The 21353-nt window shown below is 34.1% G+C and carries 19 protein-coding genes; 5 read left to right on the top strand and 14 right to left on the bottom strand.

Annotated features, from left to right (window positions below; translation table 11 throughout):
* Window positions 1-96: 96 nt before the first annotated feature.
* From AMD28_RS04525 to AMD28_RS04515, 3 genes are read left to right on the top strand one after another with little or no spacing between them, the layout of a single operon-like run.
* Window positions 97-2889: a gliding motility-associated C-terminal domain-containing protein gene (locus AMD28_RS04525; RefSeq protein WP_055442969.1), complete on the top strand. Its 2793-nt coding sequence runs from the start codon at window positions 97-99 to the stop codon at window positions 2887-2889.
* Between the two features lie 10 nt (window positions 2890-2899).
* Window positions 2900-3811 (top strand): PorP/SprF family type IX secretion system membrane protein, encoded by a 912-nt coding sequence (locus AMD28_RS04520; RefSeq protein WP_055442968.1) that lies wholly within the window; start codon window positions 2900-2902, stop codon window positions 3809-3811.
* Between the two features lies 1 nt (window position 3812).
* Window positions 3813-5858, top strand: a complete 2046-nt coding sequence (locus AMD28_RS04515; RefSeq protein WP_055442967.1) for an OmpA family protein — start codon at window positions 3813-3815, stop codon at window positions 5856-5858.
* Window positions 5859-5951: 93 nt separating this feature from the next.
* Here AMD28_RS04515 and AMD28_RS04510 read toward each other — a convergent pair whose 3' ends face one another.
* The 11 genes from AMD28_RS04510 to kynU form a co-directional block, all read right to left on the bottom strand.
* Window positions 5952-6464, bottom strand: coding sequence for a TlpA family protein disulfide reductase (locus tag AMD28_RS04510; protein ID WP_161804617.1), 513 nt, complete (start codon window positions 6462-6464; stop codon window positions 5952-5954).
* Window positions 6465-6700: 236 nt separating this feature from the next.
* Window positions 6701-7081, bottom strand: a complete 381-nt coding sequence (locus AMD28_RS04505) for a hypothetical protein (protein WP_055442965.1) — start codon at window positions 7079-7081, stop codon at window positions 6701-6703.
* 145 nt (window positions 7082-7226) lie between these two features.
* Window positions 7227-7868, bottom strand: a complete 642-nt coding sequence (locus AMD28_RS04500; protein ID WP_055442964.1) for an O-methyltransferase — start codon at window positions 7866-7868, stop codon at window positions 7227-7229.
* Window positions 7868-8953: an amidohydrolase family protein gene (locus AMD28_RS04495; protein WP_055442963.1), complete on the bottom strand. Its 1086-nt coding sequence runs from the start codon at window positions 8951-8953 to the stop codon at window positions 7868-7870. Before AMD28_RS04495 ends, AMD28_RS04500 begins: the two co-directional genes overlap by 1 nt.
* Before the next feature lie 98 nt (window positions 8954-9051).
* Entirely contained in the window at window positions 9052-9585 is a 534-nt protein-coding gene (locus tag AMD28_RS04490) for a 3-hydroxyanthranilate 3,4-dioxygenase (RefSeq protein ID WP_055442962.1), read from the bottom strand.
* Between the two features lie 153 nt (window positions 9586-9738).
* Window positions 9739-10521: an SDR family oxidoreductase gene (locus AMD28_RS04485; protein WP_055442961.1), complete on the bottom strand. Its 783-nt coding sequence runs from the start codon at window positions 10519-10521 to the stop codon at window positions 9739-9741.
* 117 nt (window positions 10522-10638) lie between these two features.
* Window positions 10639-12075 carry an aldehyde dehydrogenase gene (locus AMD28_RS04480; protein WP_055442960.1) on the bottom strand — a complete coding sequence of 479 codons (1437 nt, stop codon included), beginning with the start codon at window positions 12073-12075 and terminating at the stop codon, window positions 10639-10641.
* Between the two features lie 48 nt (window positions 12076-12123).
* Complete coding sequence (locus AMD28_RS04475) at window positions 12124-12558, bottom strand: RidA family protein (protein WP_055443000.1); 435 nt, start codon at window positions 12556-12558, stop codon at window positions 12124-12126.
* A 639-nt stretch (window positions 12559-13197) separates the two neighbouring features.
* Entirely contained in the window at window positions 13198-14598 is a 1401-nt protein-coding gene (locus tag AMD28_RS04470; RefSeq protein ID WP_055442999.1) for an FAD-dependent oxidoreductase, read from the bottom strand.
* A 306-nt stretch (window positions 14599-14904) separates the two neighbouring features.
* Complete coding sequence (locus tag AMD28_RS04465; RefSeq protein ID WP_055442959.1) at window positions 14905-15342, bottom strand: SRPBCC domain-containing protein; 438 nt, start codon at window positions 15340-15342, stop codon at window positions 14905-14907.
* The gene (gene kynU / locus AMD28_RS04460) at window positions 15339-16598 is read right to left on the bottom strand and encodes a kynureninase (protein ID WP_055442958.1); all 1260 of its coding nucleotides are present in this window, start codon (window positions 16596-16598) and stop codon (window positions 15339-15341) included. Before kynU ends, AMD28_RS04465 begins: the two co-directional genes overlap by 4 nt.
* Window positions 16599-16768: 170 nt before the next feature.
* Here kynU and AMD28_RS04455 point away from each other — a divergent pair, with 170 nt between their 5' ends.
* Window positions 16769-17530 carry an IclR family transcriptional regulator gene (locus tag AMD28_RS04455; RefSeq protein WP_055442957.1) on the top strand — a complete coding sequence of 254 codons (762 nt, stop codon included), beginning with the start codon at window positions 16769-16771 and terminating at the stop codon, window positions 17528-17530.
* A gap of 168 nt (window positions 17531-17698) precedes the next feature.
* Here the strand turns inward: AMD28_RS04455 and AMD28_RS04450 are convergent, their stop codons facing one another.
* Window positions 17699-18364: a hypothetical protein gene (locus AMD28_RS04450; protein ID WP_055442956.1), complete on the bottom strand. Its 666-nt coding sequence runs from the start codon at window positions 18362-18364 to the stop codon at window positions 17699-17701.
* 70 nt (window positions 18365-18434) lie between these two features.
* On the opposite strand from AMD28_RS04450, the gene AMD28_RS04445 reads away from it, so the two are divergent.
* The gene (locus tag AMD28_RS04445) at window positions 18435-19235 is read left to right on the top strand and encodes a class I SAM-dependent methyltransferase (RefSeq protein WP_055442998.1); all 801 of its coding nucleotides are present in this window, start codon (window positions 18435-18437) and stop codon (window positions 19233-19235) included.
* A 100-nt stretch (window positions 19236-19335) separates the two neighbouring features.
* Here AMD28_RS04445 and AMD28_RS04440 read toward each other — a convergent pair whose 3' ends face one another.
* On the bottom strand, window positions 19336-20268 hold the full coding sequence (locus AMD28_RS04440) for a GNAT family protein (RefSeq protein ID WP_083478235.1): 933 nt from the start codon (window positions 20266-20268) through the stop codon (window positions 19336-19338).
* A gap of 4 nt (window positions 20269-20272) precedes the next feature.
* Window positions 20273-21265, bottom strand: coding sequence for a polysaccharide deacetylase family protein (locus AMD28_RS04435; protein ID WP_055442954.1), 993 nt, complete (start codon window positions 21263-21265; stop codon window positions 20273-20275).
* Window positions 21266-21353 lie beyond the last annotated feature (88 nt).

The following is a 21353-nucleotide window of genomic DNA, read 5'->3' as shown; positions in this document are numbered from 1 at the left end:
TTTAAAAATCAATAAGTTACTGTTGATTAGATGAAAATTAATAACCTTGTTCTTGATTTGTATTAATTATCTTGCGCAAAATTAAACGAAACCAAATTGAATATTTTTAAATATATAGCGTTTGCTATACTCGTATCTTCTTTTGCTAAAATTCAAGCGCAATGTAATTTAGAAGAAACCATAATTATTTGTGAAATGACACAAATAGATGGTAATAATGATGGCACTTTAGATGGCATTATAAATCTGTATGAAGAATACACAAATTTAACAGGAAATACAATTCAGCCAGGTACTTGGTTTGACCCTGGATTTAATTTTGCGTTAGATAATAGTACAGGAGACCTTTATTTGTGGGATTTAGATAGTGCTTCAGAAACAAATACAGATTATCAGTTTCAACTTACAAACGCAACCTGCGGTACAGATGACATTGCATTAACCATAAATGTGGTTTTAGGGCCTTTTTCTGGTTTTGCAGTTCCTACAGTAGGAAGCAACGATGTTAATGTCGAAATTTGTGATGAAGGAATAGATCCATGCGGGTCAACAACCATGTTCGATTTAAATCAAGCACTCTTATCTATACCAAGCGCACATACAAATGGAGTTTGGTCTTATGAAGGTTCTAGTCCTAATTTTCTAGGAATAGAAGGGAGTACTTTTCTAGCAGATGTACCTTACCAACCAGGAGTTCCTTTGGTAGATGAAGAAACTTTTGAGCTAGTATATACCGTTCCAGGTATTAGTCCGTGTACGAGTCCTTTGGCAGAAACACGAGTTAAAATTTCTGTTATTCGAGAAGTGTTTTCCGGAGCAGCAAATATTTTTAATATTTGTGAAACAGAATTGATTGCTGGTAATTATGGGGTTATAGATTTACGAGATGATGCCTATTTAGTAAATGAAGACATTGAAGGTATATGGTTAAACGGAGAGGATCCTACAGGACAGCTTTCTGGTCCGGGAGATTCTATTATAGATCTAAGTGTCCTATACAATGATCTATACCAAAGCAATCAACGATTTGGATGTGAAACTTATGATTTCTCCTATTTTGTGGAAAGTCGTTCGCCCGTTTGTACCGATAAAACAAGTACGGTAAGTTTTACTTTTTTCGAGTATATAAGACCTTTTTCACAAGTAGAACCAACGCCAGAATTTTGTGTTGGTGACGAAAGTATAAACACTTTTAATCTATATAGTTTGCTAGGTTTTACAACCGAAAACGGCGTGTTGTATGATTACCCTAATGATGTAGGTGTTACTTGGTCTTTAGTTTCCGGACCTTCACATTTAGGTTTAAATGATAACATAGATAGCCCTTGTGGTGCGTATGCTGTGAATACTTCTTCGGGAACTATTTGTTTGTCCGATTTAACCAATGCAGATGCAGGAACATACACCTTTGAATATTCGGTTTCATCAGACTATAATTGTCCAGTTGGAACACCAGAAACAATTTATGTAACACCAGATGGTTGTGCTTCATCAATGGATACAGCACATCCTTGTCAGTCAGAAACAGCACAAGTAACCATAATTATTCATCCAAAAAATTATGCAGGAGAAGATACAGGGGTTTTAGAGTTTTGCGAGTCTAGCATTACTAGTCCTATAGATTTAATAAGCTTATTAACTACTAATGGTATTGATGATCCTATTTATGTAGGTGATTTAGGAACCTGGCTAGATGCAGATTCAGGAAATCCTATTGCTAATCCATTTACAGTTCCAGAAATTAACGGACAACAAACTTTTAATTTGGTATACAATACTACCACCGAAAATAATTGTGAGGATACCGCAGATTTATCTTTTCTAATTTATGAAGAGTATCAATCCGGAATTGGTGCAACTTTAGATATATGTAACGATAGTACAGCGTTTAATTTATTTGATACATTAACAGGAAACCCAAACACCAACGGAACTTGGTCTGGACCAAACGGATTTTCAGCAACAACAAACAATGTGAATTTTGATCCTGCTACTTTTGAGGTAGGAGATTATATCTATACCGTTCCTGATAATGGAAATGGTGCTGACGTTATTTGTCCCGGGAATCAAGCAATAGTTACCGTTAATATTACCCAGAATGCGAACGCAGGAAGTGCTATGCAAGCCACTTTGTGTCGATCTGATTTACAGATAGATCTTTTAGATTTATTAGATCCTTTGGCAGATTTAGGCGGAACGTTTATAGATACAGATAATACAAATGCGCTAAACGGTAGTATAGTAGATGTGTCTAATTTTAATGTTGGTTCTTATAATTTTGAATATCAAATTCAAGGAAGTCCCGTATGTACTGTCGCTACAGCAAACATCATGTTAAGTATTATTGATGTGGATGCACCTTCTGCTCAAAATCAAGTATTCTGCCTTATTGATGCAGCTAAAATCACAGACCTAGAAATAGATAGTTCTGGTTTTGATTTTAATTGGTATGATACCGCAACCTCTACAATAATTTTGTCGGAAGACGAATTATTAATAAATGGAGAAGATTACCATGTCTCTGTAGTAGATGCTAATGGATGTGAATCTAGAAGAACTCCAATTACAGTTTCCTTATTAACACTTAATGATCCTTCTTGTGACGATTGTATTATCAATGACGGAATTTCAGATAATGATGATAATGAAAATGAAGTACTAGATTTATGTAATCTACCGGAAGTATTTCCAGATTATGAAATTGAAATATTTAACCGATACGGAACAATAGTTTTTAAAGGAAATAAAAATACACCTCTTTTTGACGGAACATCTAATGTGTCACTAACCTTAGGCGATGCTTTACCATCGGGTATTTATTTCTATGTGTTTAACCCTAAAGATGGTAATACCGAGCCTTTTCAAGGAAACGTTTATTTAAGTAGATAATTTATATAGCATGAAATTAAAAATATATATCATAATGTTGTTATGTAGTGCATCTCTTTACGCGCAACAAGAACCGCATTATACGCAGTACATGTACAACATGAATATTATAAATCCTGCGTATATGATTAACGAACCGGGCCTAGTTGAAGTTGGTGCTTTGTATCGTACACAATGGGTTGGTATCGATGGTGCGCCAAAAACAGGAAATGTATTTGCTAATATTCCGTTAAGCGATAGAATAGAAATAAGCATCAACTATCTAAATGATGAGATTGGACAAAGTATTAAACAAACAGAAAATGTGTTTAATGTGGATGCTGCTTATAAAATGAAAATTAATGAAACCTTAGATTTATCCTTTGGTATGAAAGCTGGTTTTGATCATTTAAGTACTAGTTTTAACGAAAGTAATGTAAGTGGTGATCCTTTGTTTGCCAATACGAAGAAGACAGTGCTTAACATAGGTGCAGGAGTATTCCTTTTTCAAGAAAAATACTATGTTGGGTTGTCTGCACCAAATTTACTTCCTAATGAAATAGATGCCAATGAGGAAGTGCAATATCAAAACAAAATGCACCTCTTTTTAATTGCTGGTTATGTGTTTGATATTAATGACGATTTAAAACTAAAGCCTTCCACTGTTATTAAGCAAACTGCGGGTGCGCCTTTATCCTTTGATATTTCTGCAAATGCATTATTTAAAGAAAAATTCGAATTAGGGGTTTCTTATAGATACCAAGATGCTATTACTGCAATGGCGGGAATTGAAGTATTACAGGATTTAAGAATCGGTTATGCATATGATTTTAATACGAGTGCATTAAAAACGTATAATAATGGCAGTCACGAGTTCCTATTATCCTATAGGTTTGATGTGCTCGGTTTAAGTAAAAAATATTCATCTCCTAGATTCTATTAATATGCTGAAGAAAATAGTTATACTAATGACTTTGCTACTTGTAGCACAAACGTCATTCTCGCAACAAAAAACAAGAGCAGATCGCTTTTTTGAAAAAGGAGATTATACCAATGCTGCTAAGTATTATGAAGAAGAATTAGCAAAAGAGTATCATAAAAAGGCCTTAGAAAATATTTCGGTTGCTTATTATAATACTTTTCAATATCGCAACGCTTCCCGGTATTTAAAACAACTGGTAAACGGAAAGTTCGGAGAAAAAGATAAATCTTATGACAACGAATTTAACTTTAAGTTATACCAAGTTTTATCTGTTTTAGGGGATTATGAAACAGGTCTAGATTATTTCAAATTATATAAAGAAAATCTATCTGCTTCCCTTAATAAAGCCGAAGCAATTGAAACTATTGAGGCTTTCAAATTAATGAATGCCGACTATACCATAAAGTTAGCTTCTTTTAATTCCCCTGCATCCGATTTTGGTGCTGTAAAGTTAAAGGATGAGGTGTATTTTACTTCCGATAGAGATAATAAGCAACTGCTACCAAAAAAATATAAATGGACACACCAACCGTTTTTAGATATCTATGCGGTTTCCGTATCCGATAAAAATGAAATGCTAGGTGAGGTGAGATTGTTACCAGAGCACATTAATTCTAAATTACACGAAGGGAATTTTTGTTTTAGTAAAGATGGTGCTACTATATATGTTTCCAGAAGTAATTTTGATGATGGTAAAAAGGAGTTTGATGACAATGTGAACAATAACATTCATTTATATGTTGCAACGCGTACAAATGGAGAATGGTCTGCATTAGAAGAACTAGATTTTAATAAACCTGCATTTTCATACCAACATCCAGCTTTAAGTCCAGATGGTAAAAAGCTGTATTTTTCTTCCAATCAAGAAGGTGGTTTCGGAAGCTTCGATGTATACTATGTAACCGTAAATGTAGATGGTACTTTTGGTGAACCTGTGAATTTAGGCGAAACCATAAATACTGAAAACAGAGAGCATTTTCCTTTTATTTCAGACGATGGTAATTTGTTTTTTGCTTCTAATGGACATTTCGGACTAGGATTATTAGATAATTTTGTTTCCGAATTGGTAGATGGTACATTCAGCAAACCTATAAATTTAGGAGCTCCAATTAATTCCCAATACGATGATTTTAACCTAAACTATTACAATGAAACGGAAGGTTTTTTCGCTTCGAATAGAAATAGATTAGACGATAATATTTATAGTTTCAACCAAATAGGAGAAATTTTTATTAGAGAATATATCAACCTGTTTGAAATTAGAGATAAAGAAACCAAGGAATTCATTCCTAATGCTATGGTGACCTTATTAGACAAAAAAGGAAATGAAATATACACGAATACTTTAGATAGTATAGCGAGTTTTAATAAAAACCTATTAGCAGGTAATTATGTGCTTAAAGCAGCAAACGATGCTTATGAAAACGGCGTAATTAACGTGAAGGTATTAGAGGAGCAAGACCAGAAACATGTTTTGTATTTAACCAAATTACCTCCGGTTTTACCACCAGAACCGCCAAAGCCATTAGATCCTGTGGAGGTTTTAATTGCGGAAAAAGGAATCGATAAAAACTTAAAAGAAGAAGATCCTAAGCGTTTTGAATTACTTACCGATGTTGAAGGCCCTCCAGTTATAGAAAAAGACGGAAAGTTATTTTTTCAATTAGAACCTATTTATTTCGATTTTGATAGGTGGAGTATTCGTGCAGATTCTAAACTAGTTTTAGATGCACTTGCTGCAAAATTAGAACGCTATCCAGATATTCATTTAAAAATTAGTGCGCATACCGATAGTAGAGGAACGGTTCGTTACAATCAGATTTTATCCGAAAGACGTGCCGAAGCAACCAGGAATTATATCGCATTAGAAGGCTTTATAAATGCCAGACGAATGAAATTTCAAGGGTTTGGAGAGTTGTCTCCAATTGTGCCTTGTCCGATGCTAAACTGTACTGATGAAGAACATCAATTAAATAGACGTAGTGAATTTGAAATTTTAGAGTATTAAGCTATTCTGAAGGATTATAATTCCTTTTAAAAACAAAAAAAACCGAAGCAGATTTGCTTCGGTTTTTTTTATCTACTGTGTTGTAAGACGTTTTTATTTTAAATGTCTTTTTATTGCTAGCTCAAATTCTGGATTACTTGGTCTTAAATCCGAATTACTTAAAATTTCTCCATTTGGCGAAATGATTACATATTTTGGAAGTCCCATTAATACCATTTCATTAGCATCACCCATTTTGTGTTTTGAATATAATAAAGAGAAAAATGGTTGGTCCACTTGCATACCAAACCAATAATTTTTTCCTTTCCAACTTTTTTCTAAAATATAGTTTTGCCAATCCAAATAGTCTTGGTCTACTGAAATTGAAATAAATTCCGCATTGGAATTTTTATAACTTTCGGCTATTTCTTTAAAAATCGGTGCTTCTTTTATGCAAGGTGCACACCAAGTAGCCCAAAAATCAATAATTAATAGTTTTCCTCTAAAATATTTTACATCGATTGTAGATTCGTTGATGTCTTTTAAAATACCGTTCGGACTTGATTTTCCTTCAGAAACAATCTCCATTCTTTCTGATTTGGTAAGCGAGGAAATATTTATTTGCATTGATTTTTCTTCCGTAATTTCCGTTTTATTTTTGCAATTAAAACAGACTATCATCAGTATAAAAATTCTAAATTTCATATGGTTTTGGTTAACTGGTTTCTAACGGTCTTGTATATGATACGTTGCGTGTATAAGTAATTAATTTAGTAAATAAAAACCGAATAGAATATTCCGCAGGAATATTCGTAAATAGGCTAGAACTAGCAATGGATTATCTACTTTGTTGTAACACTTTTTTATTCTATTCCAAATGACTTAAGTTCACTATGAGTGAATTTTTTTTGGACGATAATTATTTTAGAATCAGAAATGTCTTTTGGATTATATTCAACCTTATAATACTTGCCTATTATTGGTTCTTCTTCTCTTACATATTTTGGAAATGCTGGGTTTTTAGGGTCTAGTCCATTAATCCATTTTCCATCAACCAAAAATTTAAACTTGATATTTCCTCCTTGTTTATAGCGATAATAAACGTCTGTTACTTTTCCGATTGTTACTTCTTTTGAAGAATCAAATTTTTTATCAATAAACTTTTGATTTATAACAATAATCACAATTGCAAGAAGAATTGCTGGCAAGAAAAGATGTCCTCTTAAATTATTTTTAGATTTCAATTTCGTTTATAAAATTCTGACTAATGTCAATTTTTAATTCATGAAATTATATAAAATTAGCTTGTTAGCCAAAGAAATTAATTCCGTTTTAGTCATACTGTGAATGTGTTACAACATATTATAAATTAAACACCGCTATCAAATCTTATTTCCTTCTACTAATAGTCAATCCATCACGAATTGGCAACAACACCGTTTCAATTCTATCGTCATTTCTAAGAAGCGTGTTAAAGTCTAAAACAGCCTTAGTAGAAATATCTTTATCATTAAGAGGTTCTACCACTTTACCATGCCATAAAACATTATCTGAAAGTATTATTCCTCCTGGGTTTAACTTATCAATCACTAAATGAAAATAGTTGCTATAATTCGGTTTGTCGGCATCAATAAAAACCAAATCATAGGTTTTATCTAAAGTAGGAAGTATATCAATAGCGCTTCCTAAATGCTGCTGTATTTGCGAACCATAACCAGACTTATCAAAATATTTTCGTTGAAAGTCTAGCAACTCTTCATTAACATCAATGGTATCGATCTCTCCTTTTTGTTGTAAGCCTTCCGCTAAACATAAAGTCGCATAACCCGTAAAAGTACCAAGCTCTAAAATAGATTTCGGACGAATTAGTTTAGAAAGCATACTTAATACGCGTCCTTGATACGGACCACTAAGCATAATAGGTTGCAGTATTTTTTGATACGTTTCGCGGGTTAGCGCTTGCAATAATTCCGGTTCTTCTTGCGAATGAGCAACAACGTATTCGTCTAGTTTTTCTGGTAAAAAATACATTATCCTAAAATACGTTTTACTAGTTTGTCTTTAGCGTCTTGGTCATCACCACACAACCATTGTATCACATTGTTTTCCCAAATATCATCACGTTCGGTTTCTGTAATAATGTTTCTTTCTATGGCTAAATCTAAAATTTTACCTGGATACGAACTTTGTTTTTCACTTTCCATTTCTCCTAGCGGATATGGATCATCTAATCCCATGATAACCTGTTTAGATCCTTGGTTTTTTAATAATAAATCTAATCCTCCAGTATCATGAACTAAGGTGTCAAAAAAGATGTTTTTATGTCCAACCGCTTTTCTTGGGTGACTTTTACCTTCAAATAAATCGGGTCTTCCATCAAAACCTTGAATACGTCGTCCTAAGTTTATTTGTGCTAATTGTCCGCCATGCGCAAAACAAGTTCGCATATTCGGATATTTATCTTGGTACCCATTTAAAGTTAGAAAGTGATAGGCATCTGCACATTGTGCAAGCATCCAAATTAAGTGAAAACGCCAAGAAGTATTTTCTAATTTTATAAATTTTTCTCCATCATAAGGATGAATTTCTACCGCTAAATTATACTTGTTTGCCAATTCAAAAATAGGCTCGTTTTCTTCATCAAAAATACAACGCCAAGTACCAATAGTATCCATGTAATGCGTAGGTAAACATAATAAGCGTAAACCTAACTCTTCTACACAACGTTCAATTTCCCAACAAGCACCACGAACAAAACCAGGATGAACCACAAAACCACAGGTAAATTTACTTGGATTTTCACGCTGTACTTTGGCATTAAAATCATTCTGAAATTTTAGCGCTTGCTTCATTTCTTCTACACGCAAACCATTTCCATATAATTGCGATAAGTTTAAAACAACCGCATGGTCAATTTTAAAACGCTCCATCCAAGCTAGCTTTTCATCTAAAAAGAAACTAGAATCTGTAATTGGTCGGTTCCAATCTTTTTGAAGCATAAATTTTCGGTCTTTATCTACCCAAAAAATCTCTTTGTCTTGCATAAACTGAGGGATTTCTTCAGGATATGGCAATAAGTGTGAGTGACCGTTAATTCTAAGTTTACGTTTTTCCATTTTGTCTTTCCTGCGGAGGCAGGAATCTTATTAATGTCTTCTGTCTTATTAAACAGATTGCCACGCCAAAAGGCTTGCAATGACTGGTTTGTTTTTGTTTAATCTAATGTTACTTTTTTTGGTGGTTGCATTACTGCGCTACAATTCGGGCAGCTACGCTTTTCTTCATCACCATAATATTTGTCAAATATTTTAGGCATATCGGTTTCAATATTTTCGACTGTAAAATCTTCCTCATATAATTTGGTAGTGCAGTTTTCGCAAAACCAAAGCAATGCATCTTGAACTCCTTTATCTCTAGGATATTCAATGACTAATCCAACCGTATTTGCGCCACGTTGCGGAGAATGCGGGACTTTTGGAGGTAACAAAAAGATTTCACCTTCCTTAATATGAATATCTTTTGGTGTGCCTTTATCAATTACTTTTAAGACCATATCTCCTTCAATTTGATGGAAAAATTCTGGTGTTTCGTTATAATGATAATCCTTTCTACTGTTTGGTCCACCAACAACCATAACAATAAAATCACCATCTTTCCACACCACTTTATTACCAACTGGTGGCTTTAAAAGATGTCTGTTTTCTTCAATCCAAGCTTTAAAATTTATAGGCGGAAATAATTTACTCATGGTTTTGTATTTTGGGCGTTACACTACTTCGCAATAGCTTCGTAGTGTCAGGCTTTCGGCAGTCGCTCTTTGCAAGGAGCTCCAACAATGCCTCTATCCTTAACGCAGATTCATCAATGCAATAAAATTAGGAATAAAAAACGAAATAAAGAATTATAAAGACTTCGTTCTTCCTCCATCTACCGGAAGATTAATTCCGTTAATATAAGCAGCACGTGCACTCGCTAAAAAGGTAATCGCATCTGCTAATTCTTCAGGTTTTGCAAAACGTTTTGCTGGTACAGCACTTTTCATAGCATTAGCAGATTCTTCTTCTGTGTTGCCAGTTTTAGCCGATTTGTTTTTAATAATCTCTGCCAAACGATCCGTTCCTGTTGCTCCCGGTAACACATTGTTTACGGTAATACCAAACTGACCAAGCTCATTCGCTAAGGTTTTACTCCAATTGGCAACAGCACCACGAATGGTATTGCTCACACCAAGTCCGTCTAAAGGTTGTTTCACCGAAGTAGAAATGACATTTATAATTCTACCATATCCTTCACTTTTCATAAACGGAACAACAGCTTGTGCCAACACGTGATTACATTTTAAATGTTGTGTAAAAGCACTTTCAAATTCTTCTAGGTCTGCCGAAAAAACAGGGCCTCCTTTTGGTCCGCCAGTATTATTTACCAATACATGAAAACCATGATTTTCTTTTACATAGGCCGCTACTTTTTCTTTTAACTCCTTCGGATTAGAAAAGTCAGCCACAATATAATCGTGATTTCTATGCTGAGGTAACTCGGCTAACGTTGCTTTTAATTTGTCTTCATTTCTAGCAATAAGGGTTACTTGTACACCTTCTTCCGCTAAAGCCATTGCTGTTGCTTTTCCTATTCCTGCTGTGCTTCCGCAAACTAATGCGTATTTGTTGTTAAGTTGTAAATCCATATTTCTGTCATCCTGAACTTGATTCAGGATCTATTTAATGTGATTCTGAAATAAACTCAGAATGACGTATTATTAATAATTTCGTTTCAATTTATGAGATTCTCACTTTCGTGGGAACTAGTATTTTATACAAACATTCTTAGCTTCGGTAAAAAAGCGTAAGGCTTCAAAACCACCTTCACGTCCAACACCAGAAGCTTTTACACCTCCAAATGGCGTTCGTAAATCGCGCATCATCCAAGTATTCACCCAAACTATTCCTGCTTGTAATTGGTTACTCATTTTCATGGTGCGTTTTAAGTTGTTCGTCCAAAGGGTAGCCGATAAACCATACTTCACTTTGTTAGCCATTTTTAAGACTTCATCTTCGGTATTAAAAGGCATGATAGTTACTACTGGTCCGAAAATTTCTTCTTGATTCACGCGACATTCGTCGGTTGGTACTTCAATAACGGTTGGTTCTAAATAGTAGCCGTTTTCATAGCCTTTTACCGTAACTTCTTTTCCGCCACAAAGCACTTTTCCGTTTTCTGTTTTGGCTATTTCTATATATTCTTTTACTTTTTCTAAATGGGCTTTAGAAACTAATGCTCCAATATTTGTGGTTGCTTCCGATGGATGACCGACTTTTAAAGCCTTTATTTTTTCGACAAAATCTTTCTTGAATTTTTCATAAATTGAAGCTTCTACAAAGATTCTGCTTCCGCATAAACAAATCTGACCTTGATTCGCAAAAGACGAACGAACTGTGGTGTCCAGCATATCGTCATAATCGCAATCTGCAAAAATGATATTTGGGTTTTTTCCACCTAATTCTAAGGATAGTTTTTTAAACATTGGAGCGGCTACTTTTGCAATATGTGCTCCTGTTGCTGTTCCTCCTGTAAAACTAATCGCTTTGATATCTTCATGTTCTATAATGGCTTGTCCTGTAGAACCGCCAAGTCCGTGAACAATATTTAAAACACCTTTTGGGAGACCTGCTTCGTTACAAATTTCACCTAATAAATAAGCGGTCATTGGAGTTACTTCACTTGGTTTGGCAACTACGCAGTTTCCTGCAGCAATTGCTGGAGCGATTTTCCATGTAAAAAGATAGAGTGGAAGGTTCCAAGGAGAAATACAACCGACAACACCAATAGGTTGACGTAAGGTGTAATTTATGGCTTGTCCGATGCTTTCATGACTTTCACTTGCAAACTGTGTGATCGCATTTCCGAAAAAACGAAAGTTGCTTGCAGCTCTTGGTATATCTACTGCTTTTGCTAAGCTAATCGGTTTTCCGTTGTCTTTACTTTCTGCTTCTGCAAAACGCTGTAAGTTCGCTTCTAGTAACTCTGAAATTTTTATTAATATTCTGCTACGTGCTTCTATACTGGTTTGTGACCAACTTGGAAAAGCCGCTTTTGCAGCGATATATGCGTTTTCTACATCTTCTTTGGAGGAGTTTGGTATTTTTCCGTACACTTCTCCGTTACTAGGATTGTAGTTGTCTATCCACCCATTAGCAATGGGAAGCATAAATTTTCCGTTTATGTAGTTTTGAATGTTCATTGTTTAGCGATTTGCGAATAGAGTGAGCAACTTGTGCCTTTTAACTTTTTACTTTTTTTTATAAGCCATCACCTTTATCTCAACCACTAAATCTGGATGTGGTAATTGATGTACAGCAACGGTTGTTCTGGTTGGTCCTGTTTCTTTTTCAAAAAACTCTGCGTAGGCTTTGTTGTAACCTGCAAAGTCATTCATGTTTACTAAAAAGGAAGTAACATCTACCACGTCTTTTAAACTTGCTCCAACTTTTTTTAAGTTCGTATCTATGTTTTTTAAAACCTCACGTGTTTGTACTTCAGCGTTTAAACGTTTGGTTCCCATTTCGTCAATAATATCTACTCCAGCAATGCTGTTGTCTGCTCTACGTGAACTGGTTCCGGAAACGAAAATGAAATCGCCAACTTGCTTTACATGTGGATATGCTCCTCTTGGTGTTACCTTTGTTCCTGCAGAAGCAGAAATCTCGTTTTTATTGTCACTCATCTTTTTATTTTTTGTCATCCTGAACTTGATTCAGGACCTAGTATTTATTGGTTTTCTTTTATTGTAAAATGTCACACGGAGCGCAGTCGAAGTGCTTTTTTACTTCTCCTTTTTTTGCTGTTTCAAAACAAATCAAAAAAAGATATTCAGGCCAAGGAATTTTCTAAGTTATTGTCTCGTCATTATCCTTTCTTTCTTTCTTTCTTTCTTTCTTTCTTTCTTTCTGTTCATTTTAGTTCATGGTTTTCTATTTTGTTAAATAGGTATTCATGAATGCTTTGCATTTGTCTTGATACACTATTGATATTAAAATGTCTGGTAGACATTTTAATATCAATACAAAACCAAACCAAACCTGCCTACCGGCAGGCAGGAAATCACAGTCAAGTCAAGGAATTTTCAGTTTTGCAAACGGAAACCGATTTGAAAACTCCGTGTCGTCCAGCCTAAAAAGTCTGCACTCCTGTTTTCGGAGCTTTTCTTCATCTATTCTTTGTCTTGACGCTCAATTCTTCCGAATTGATTTGGGACTTTTATTTTTCTTTTGTTCTTGTTTGTCCCAAGTTGTTTTCATTTTTGCTGACTGCTGACTGCTGACTGCTGACTGCTGACTGCTGACTGCTGACTGCTCACTGCTCACTATTTCAGTCCTGCAATTCTATCATCTTTCAAAATCGCCTCGGTTTCTAGTTGTACTTTTTTAAAGATAGTATTTAAATCTTCGTTGGTATCAATTTCTTTATTTGCTATTAGGTTTAGAATCGCTTTGTCTTGCGCTCTTCCTTTGGTCATTGCTGTGTGATACGGAATATCTTCTTTAAAAGTTACCATCGAGTATTTTGAAAAATAGTCATTTGGAAATTCTTTCTCTAAAGCCATTTCAATAGCACGTTTTACTTTAAAAATAGGATTGGCAACATGATCACGCATTTCGTAATAATTGTCGATAGCTAAATCTGCAATAGCGTCGGTATCTGCTTTTCTCGTTTTTTCGTATACTTTAAAAATGGTTTCCCAATCGCCTTCGTGTTGTTCTAAAATAGCATCAAAAACGGTAACATCTTCAAAGGATGCGTTCATTCCTTGTCCGTAAAACGGAACAATAGCATGTGCGGCATCTCCTAATAAAACATTTTTATTTTGGTAATGCCACGGCGAACATTTTACGGTTCCTAAAGCGCCTGTTGGGTTGTTGGCAAACTCTTCTGCTATATTCGGGATTAATGCTAATGCATCCGGAAATTGCGTAGCGAAGAATTCTTTTATGGTTTCTTCTGTTGTTAGATTTTCGAAATTGTATTTTCCTTCTTCGTAACTTAAAAATAGGGTTACTGTAAAGCTTCCGTCTAAATTAGGAAGCGCAATTAACATATAATCACCTCTTGGCCAAATGTGTAAATAATCTTTATTTATAAGGTGTTTTCCTTCCGCGGAAGCGGGAATCTCTAGCTCTTTATAACCATGCGTTAAATAATTTTGTGAATAACTGAATAGGAATTTACGCTCTAAATAATAGCTTTTTCTAAGAGAAGATCCTGCGCCATCGGTACCAAAAATAACATCTCCTGTAACTTCTAATTCGGTTTTGGTTTCGTAATCGTATAAACTAGCCGTGTTGTTTTCGATATCAATTCCGTTGCATTTTTTGTTGAAATGAATGGTAAGGTTATCGTATAAATCGGCTTCAGTTAAAAGCAATCCATTTAGTTCGCCTCTAGAAATGGAGTTGATATATTCGTTATCTCTTCCGGAATAGTTTGAGGGAAAGGTGTTTCCTTCTATATCATGCATTAATCGGCCATACATGGGAATGCAAAGCGGTTTTACTTTGTCTTCAACTCCTGCTAATCGCATAGCTTTTAAACCACGATCGGAAAGGGCTAAGTTTATAGAACGGCCTGCAGAAATATCTGTAGTGCGTAAATCAGGTCTGCTTTCGTAAACGTTTACGGTGTAACCGCGTTGTGCTAGACGTAAAGCTAGGAGGGAACCACAAAGTCCAGCTCCAATGATTAGTATGTTGTCTTTTTTATTACTCATATTTTTTATTTCCGTGAAGGCGGAAATCTCCTTTTTTTTATTTCTGTTCATTTTGTCTTGATACAAAACGAACCAAAAGATCAAGGTCAAGCCAAGGAATTTTCAGTTTTGCAAACTGAAACCGATTTGAAAACTCCGCGTCGAACTACGTTCTCCTGTGTTTCGGAGCTTTTCTTCATCTATTCTTCGCCTTGACTTTCAATTCTTCGAATTGATGTAGGGCTTGATTATTTGTAATGTTAAAGTTTATTTAAAATTAATTTTCATTTTGATAACATCTTCTTTGCTTCTTTTTGCTCATGAATGTTATTCGTTCCTTTTACCGTTTCTTAAATTAATTCCTGTGTACAAATAGGCTTTTAGAGAACAGGAGAAATCTGTCCAACCTTGTGTTTGTTGCATCACTTTTTTTATGCCTTCATCATCTTTGTTAAAGGATTTTTCAGTGATAACAAGTGCTGTTTTATTTTCTTCTACTGCTTTAAAAAGTATTTCTACTTCTGTTTGCGCGTTGTTTCCTTCCCAAGTAAAAATTATCTGTTTGTTGTTTTCCACTTTTATAACATGGACAACAGAACTTGCATTAAAATCTTTCCATTCCCAAGCTATTTTAGCTCCTTGCGTTATGTTGTTGTCGGCATGCGTAACAAAATATTTTGTTATTTCATTTTTGTCTACAATGGCATTAAAAACAGTGCCGATGTCTTTATAGATAATGTCTTTTACTTTTACGTCTAGTTTCATAATAAGGTTTTTAAAATGCTAACCATTCTAAACACATCTTCAAAGGTGTTGTATAATGGAATTGGAGCACAGCGTATTACATCTGGTTCGCGCCAATCGGTTATAATATGTGCTTCCGTTAATTTTTTATGTAAAGTTTTATCTGCATCTTTTACTTGAATAGACAATTGACAACCACGTTCTTTAGGATTGGAAGGTGTTATAATTTTAATCTTATCGTTATTCAGATCGTTAATTAAAAATTCGAAATAGCCCGTTAGTTTTTCAGACTTCTCCCGAAGCGCATCCATTCCTACTTCATTAAACATATCTAAAGACGCTTTAATTGCCGCCATGGATAAAATTGGAGGATTACTAAGTTGCCAACCTTCGGCACCAGGAATCACATCTAATGGTTGTCGCATATTAAATCTAGTCGATTTATTATGACTCCACCAACCAGCAAATCGCTTTAAATCTTTATTATGTGCGTGTTTTTCGTGGACAAATAGTCCGCCTAAACTTCCTGGTCCAGAATTTAAATATTTGTACGTACACCAAGCGGCAAAATCTACACCAGAATCATGTAATTCGGGTTGTATGTTTCCTGCGCCATGTGCTAAGTCAATACCAACCATACAGTTTTTGGCATGCCCTAATTCTGCTATTTTTTTGATATCTAAATATTGTCCGGTGTAATAATTTACACCTCCAATAAGTAATAAAGCGATTTCATCTCCTTGTTCTTCTAGAATGGTTTCTAAATCTTCTATGTTAAGAAGTTCTTCACCTTTTCTAGGTTTCCATTCTATAACACCTTCGTTAGCATCAAAACCATGAAAATCTAATTGTGTTTGTACTGCATAACGATCACTTGGGAACGCATCACTTTCGATTACAATTTTATATTTCTTTTTAGTAGGTTGGTAAAAACTTACCATTAGCAAATGCAAGTTGGTAGTTAAGGTATTCATGATAACTACTTCAATTGGTTTTGCACCTACCACTTTTGCCATCGATTCGGTTAAGAACTCATGATATGGCATCCAAGGATTTTTTGCTTCAAAATGACCTTCTACTCCAAAATTAGCCCAATCTTCTAGCTCTTGCTTAATATATTCTTTTGTAGCTTTTGGTTGTAAGCCTAAAGAATTTCCTGTAAAATATAACCAATCGTTTCCGTCCTTGTCTTTAGGAATGTGAAATGCATCTCTATACTTAGAAAGCGGATCGTTTTGGTCTTGTTGCTGTGCGTAACTTAAAGTGGTTTTATTCATTTTTTAAAGTAAAAAAGTCTTTTTGGATTTGAAAAAAATCTAAAACGTTTCATTATATGAAACACTGTTTCAAAAATAAACATTATTTTTGAATAATGAAATGAATTTCCTAAAAGATAATAAAGGAATTCGTTCCTGTTTTATAATAGTACTTAAACGGTTAGAAGTTTATGAATGAAGATGTTAAAGATCTCAATTTATCTGTGGTGAAAGCTTTTACGCTGTTGGATGCCTTTACTATGGATAAGCAAGAATGGGGTGTTCGCGAACTAGCAATAAAAAAAGGCTATAACAAAAGCACCACATATAGATTATTGAACACATTAGAATCCTTAGGGGTATTGCAGAAGAATGATAATGATAAATATCTTTTAGGACTGAAGTTATTTGAATTAGGAAACTTAGTAGCGATACATAAAACGTTACGAAAATATTCTAGAACACCGTTAGAAAATATTGCTAGAGAAATTAAGGAAACCGTGCATTTTGGTGTTTTGGATAAAAACCAGGTGCTTTATTTGAATAAAACCGAAAGTCCGCAAGGACTTAAAGTAAGCACGCAAATAGGTTCTTATCAAAAAGCATATTGTACTGCAATAGGAAAAGTGCTTTTGGCTTTTTTACCGGAACAAAAAATAGCAGAATATTTAAAAGTAGTTTCTTTAGATGCATGTACCGAAAATACCATTACAAATCCCGAAACTTTACAGAAGGAGTTGCAAAAAATAAGAGCGCAAGAATATGCCTTAGATATGGAGGAATTGGAATTAGGTCTTATTTGTATCGCCATGCCTGTTTATAATAATAGAGGTGAAGTTATCGCTAGTATTAGTGTTTCTGGTCCGTCGAGTAGGTTTAAGCTTGAAAATATTGAGAGTTATATATCCATAATTAAAAAAGGAGCACAAGCTATTGAAGCGAATATGCACTAAAAAAAGAATTATTCGTTTAGAAATAAATCTCGAAATGAAGTACAAAAAACGCCTTGTAAAAAGTATTACAAGGCGTTTTTTTCAATTTATATATAGACGCAATACTAATATTGCGGAGGGTATAATATATACGTGTAGAAGATTCGTTTTAGATGTTTTATTTTAAAACTAATTTGTATCTACTTGGATATTAGTAAAGTTAAGGTTCCAATTTTCTCCTTTTTTAATATGCTCTAAGGCAATCTTAAGACCATTAAAATCTTTTTGACTTTCAAAAGAAGTAATCATAGAAGCTTCTCCTGCATTCCCTCTTCTATAAATCCATTCTTTAATCATATAATTATCATCATAATAAAAATCATACGCATCACCAGGAGTATAGCCGCCTTCATTAGCATATACTAGTGTGATTTTATTTAAAAGCGTTTCACTAATTGGTGCTTTTTCCTTTGTCGGTTCAGTAATCGTTGTGCCACTATCCCAAACCAATTGAAAAGGTGCAAGCAACCAGAATTTATCATTAATAAAGCCTTGATCTGCTTTAATGGAAATACTATCTACGTTTTTTCTATTGTAATAAATAGTGTCTAGATTGCTAATTAAGCGCACATCATTTGTTTTGGGTTTCCAAGTCCAAGATCTTTCAAAATGCGTACTGTCTTTGTCTACATTAAAAGTGAAAGCTATTTCTGAAACCTTATCCCAGTTTTCAAAGCCGTGTGCATTTGCAATTTTTTCTGCTACAGATAATTCTTTTATTGCTTCTTTTTTTTCTTCTTTTTTACAAGAAATTAAAGTTATAAGCGCACAGAGTACAAGGAATGTGTTTTTCATTTTTCTAATTTTCAACAAAGATAAAGAAGATTAGTTGAGAAGTTTTATCTTAGGCATTCAATTTAGTATTATGGATAAGAATCAAGATTATTTTAAGGCGAATAAAGCAACATGGAATGATAAGGTAAAAGTGCATTCTAAAAGCGATATGTATAATATGCAAGCTTTTAAAGATGGTAAATCTTCTTTAACGTCATACGAAACGGAAGCGCTTGGTGATGTTTCGGGAAAGTCTCTTTTGCATTTGCAATGTCATTTTGGACAAGATACATTAAGTTGGTCTAGGCTAGGAGCAACTTGTGTTGGTGTAGATTTAAGTGATGGCGGAATTGCTTTAGCGCAAGAATTAAATGATGAATTAAAGCTAAATGCCAAGTTTGTTTGTTGTAATGTTTTAGATACTTCAAAACATGTAAAGGAAACTTTTGATATTGTTTTTACCAGTTATGGTGTTATTGGTTGGTTGCCAGATTTAAAACCTTGGGGAAAAATGATTGCCGAAAAGCTAAATACTGGAGGAACCTTTTATATGGCAGAATTTCATCCCATTGTTTGGATGTTTGATTATTTAGAAGAGCAGCCTATTATGAAATATGGCTATATGCAAGACGAAGTTATTTATGAAGAATACGAGGGTACGTATGCGAATCAAGAGTCCAAAATGGTAAGCAAAGAGTATGGTTGGAATCATGGATTAAGCGAAGTGATTAATGCGCTAACCGAAGCTGGTTTGAAAATTGAATACCTAAACGAACATGATGAGTCACCGTATAATGTCTTGCCGGGTCTAGAAGAAACAGCATCTGGAATGTATGTTACAAAAGATAAATTGTATCCTTTGATTTTTGAGTTAAAGGCAACAAAGATTTAACGTGTTATTTGTTTTATGTGGTTATTCTAGCTAGCGGTCTAGTTAGAATGTGTTTTAAAGGAGTTTTGCTTCTCATTTCTCTCTGTTATCCGTTATTGTATTAGATAAAAGTATCAATATCTCCATAAACTAAGTGGATATTTTTAGTAGAAATTCTGTCATCAAAACTTTTTGCACCAATATGCCAAGAGTCCAAACTTTGAATACTCTTTTCCATTAGTATTTGGTTGGGAGTACCTTCCAAAAGTTGAATATAAAGTTTTTGTATTCCTAATTCTTTCAGCGCTTGCTTTAGTGTCTTTAAAAATTTAGGAACATTTGTATTTGATGTGAAATTTATAGCACCTAAATGCCCTTCATTTTTTAATTTAAGCCAAATGGAGTTGCCATCTATGTCAAGGAAATAGTGATTTGATGGTAGGTTGTTAAAAAAGTTGTCCTCTTTAACGATGTAGCACGTGTTTTTTGTAATAGGCTTGTTTTCGTATGTAGAGATTAACAAATGGTTAGCTAGTTTTTTTTGAACATAACTATTGTGCCAGTGTTCTATGGACTTTATTTTGCTAAAAAATTTATACCATGGAATATTACTGCCTTTGATGGTATAGCGCCTCATATTTCCAATAATTTCCCAATCTAATTTCTTTTTGTAAGCCCAATAGGAATGCTCATTTAGAAAAGCATAATGAAAAACGATATTGTGATTTAATGCATACTGCTCTAATGCTTTAGATACTTTATGGAAAACTCCTTTTCCTGACCAATTATGCAGGGTCATAGTGTCGCAAAACTGCATTCCTTTAAATGCATAATCATTAAAAGACATATTACAAGGGATGCCTCCACAAAAGGCTATTGGCTCGGAGTTAATATATGCAAAGAATCCGCTGTATGAGGGTAACGAATTAGAAGGAGTGTATTTTCTTTTGAGATATTCAATAGAATGTTCAACATTAAAAACTAATTTAAACAGTTTAGCCAGATCAGCTAATCTACTTTCACTAAGTTTTATTATGGTTATTTCTGTGCTCAATTACTTAATATTTATTATTCAATATAGCCCAAGCTTGATGTGATAAATTGGTGAAAGGGTTAAGGGTAAGTCTGGAATGTATTCTAGAATCGTTAACATCTTCAGGGAATAGATAGTCTACTGCATATTGATTTTTTAAACCTATTTCGGAACAATATTGAACTAGTTCTCTAGTATATGATCCATCTGGATATGCAATGTTTTTAATTTCGCGTTCCAGTAAATTTTCTAAATATGTTTTAGACTTACTAATTAATTTAATAGCTTCTTCATGAGTGCAAACCCCAAGATTTTCATGATAATAGCCATGTAATTCTACAGATGCATAATCTGATTTATCGAGTTTAATGATTTCTTCATCAGATAAATTTTTCCAATAAATCTCCCATTTTTCTTCGTTAATAAAATCTTTTATTATCGGAAAAGCAGAATAGACCTGCTTTTTAAAAGCCCAATTATGTGTTTTACACATGTTTTTTAAGCTTACACCATCTGGGTTTTGATAAGTTCCATTTTTCTTATTATAAGTAACACCTGCTACAACTATATTTCCAGTGTTTAAGTTAGATGCGAGATCTAAATAGTCTGCCCAGAGCATTGGTTGTTGGGTGTCGTTAATTGCTGTAACAAAAAATGTTCCGTGTATTTGCTTTTTTTCTAGTATGGGTAATGCAAGTTGTAAATTGTTTCTATATCCATCATCAAACACAATGGCAATATTCATTCGGTTTTGGTCGGTTTTATTGGATAACAAATCAGATAACGAAACAAGGTTATAGTGTGTTTGTAAAAAATCTAATTGCTTCTCAAAGAGCTGTGCCGAAATGAAACGTCCATTGATATCGGTCTGTCCTACATAATCGATACCATGATATAGTAAAATACATTTTCCAGGTCGATCACGCAATAGCCAGTTGTTTCCTAAAAATCGAGAGATAACATCAATGCCTATTCTACGAACATGGTAACTTATTTTTTTATGTAATGTAGTTATCATAATAAGGATTCATCTATGAATTTGTGCTTTGTTGATTTTTGTTTGAAACTGGGTTTTTATGTCTAGTCCTGAAATACGGTTACAGGTT

Origin of the sequence: Lacinutrix himadriensis (assembly GCF_001418105.1) — a bacterium.
Taxonomy (GTDB): domain Bacteria; phylum Bacteroidota; class Bacteroidia; order Flavobacteriales; family Flavobacteriaceae; genus Oceanihabitans; species Oceanihabitans himadriense.
This window is presented reverse-complemented; position numbering and strand designations above follow the sequence as displayed.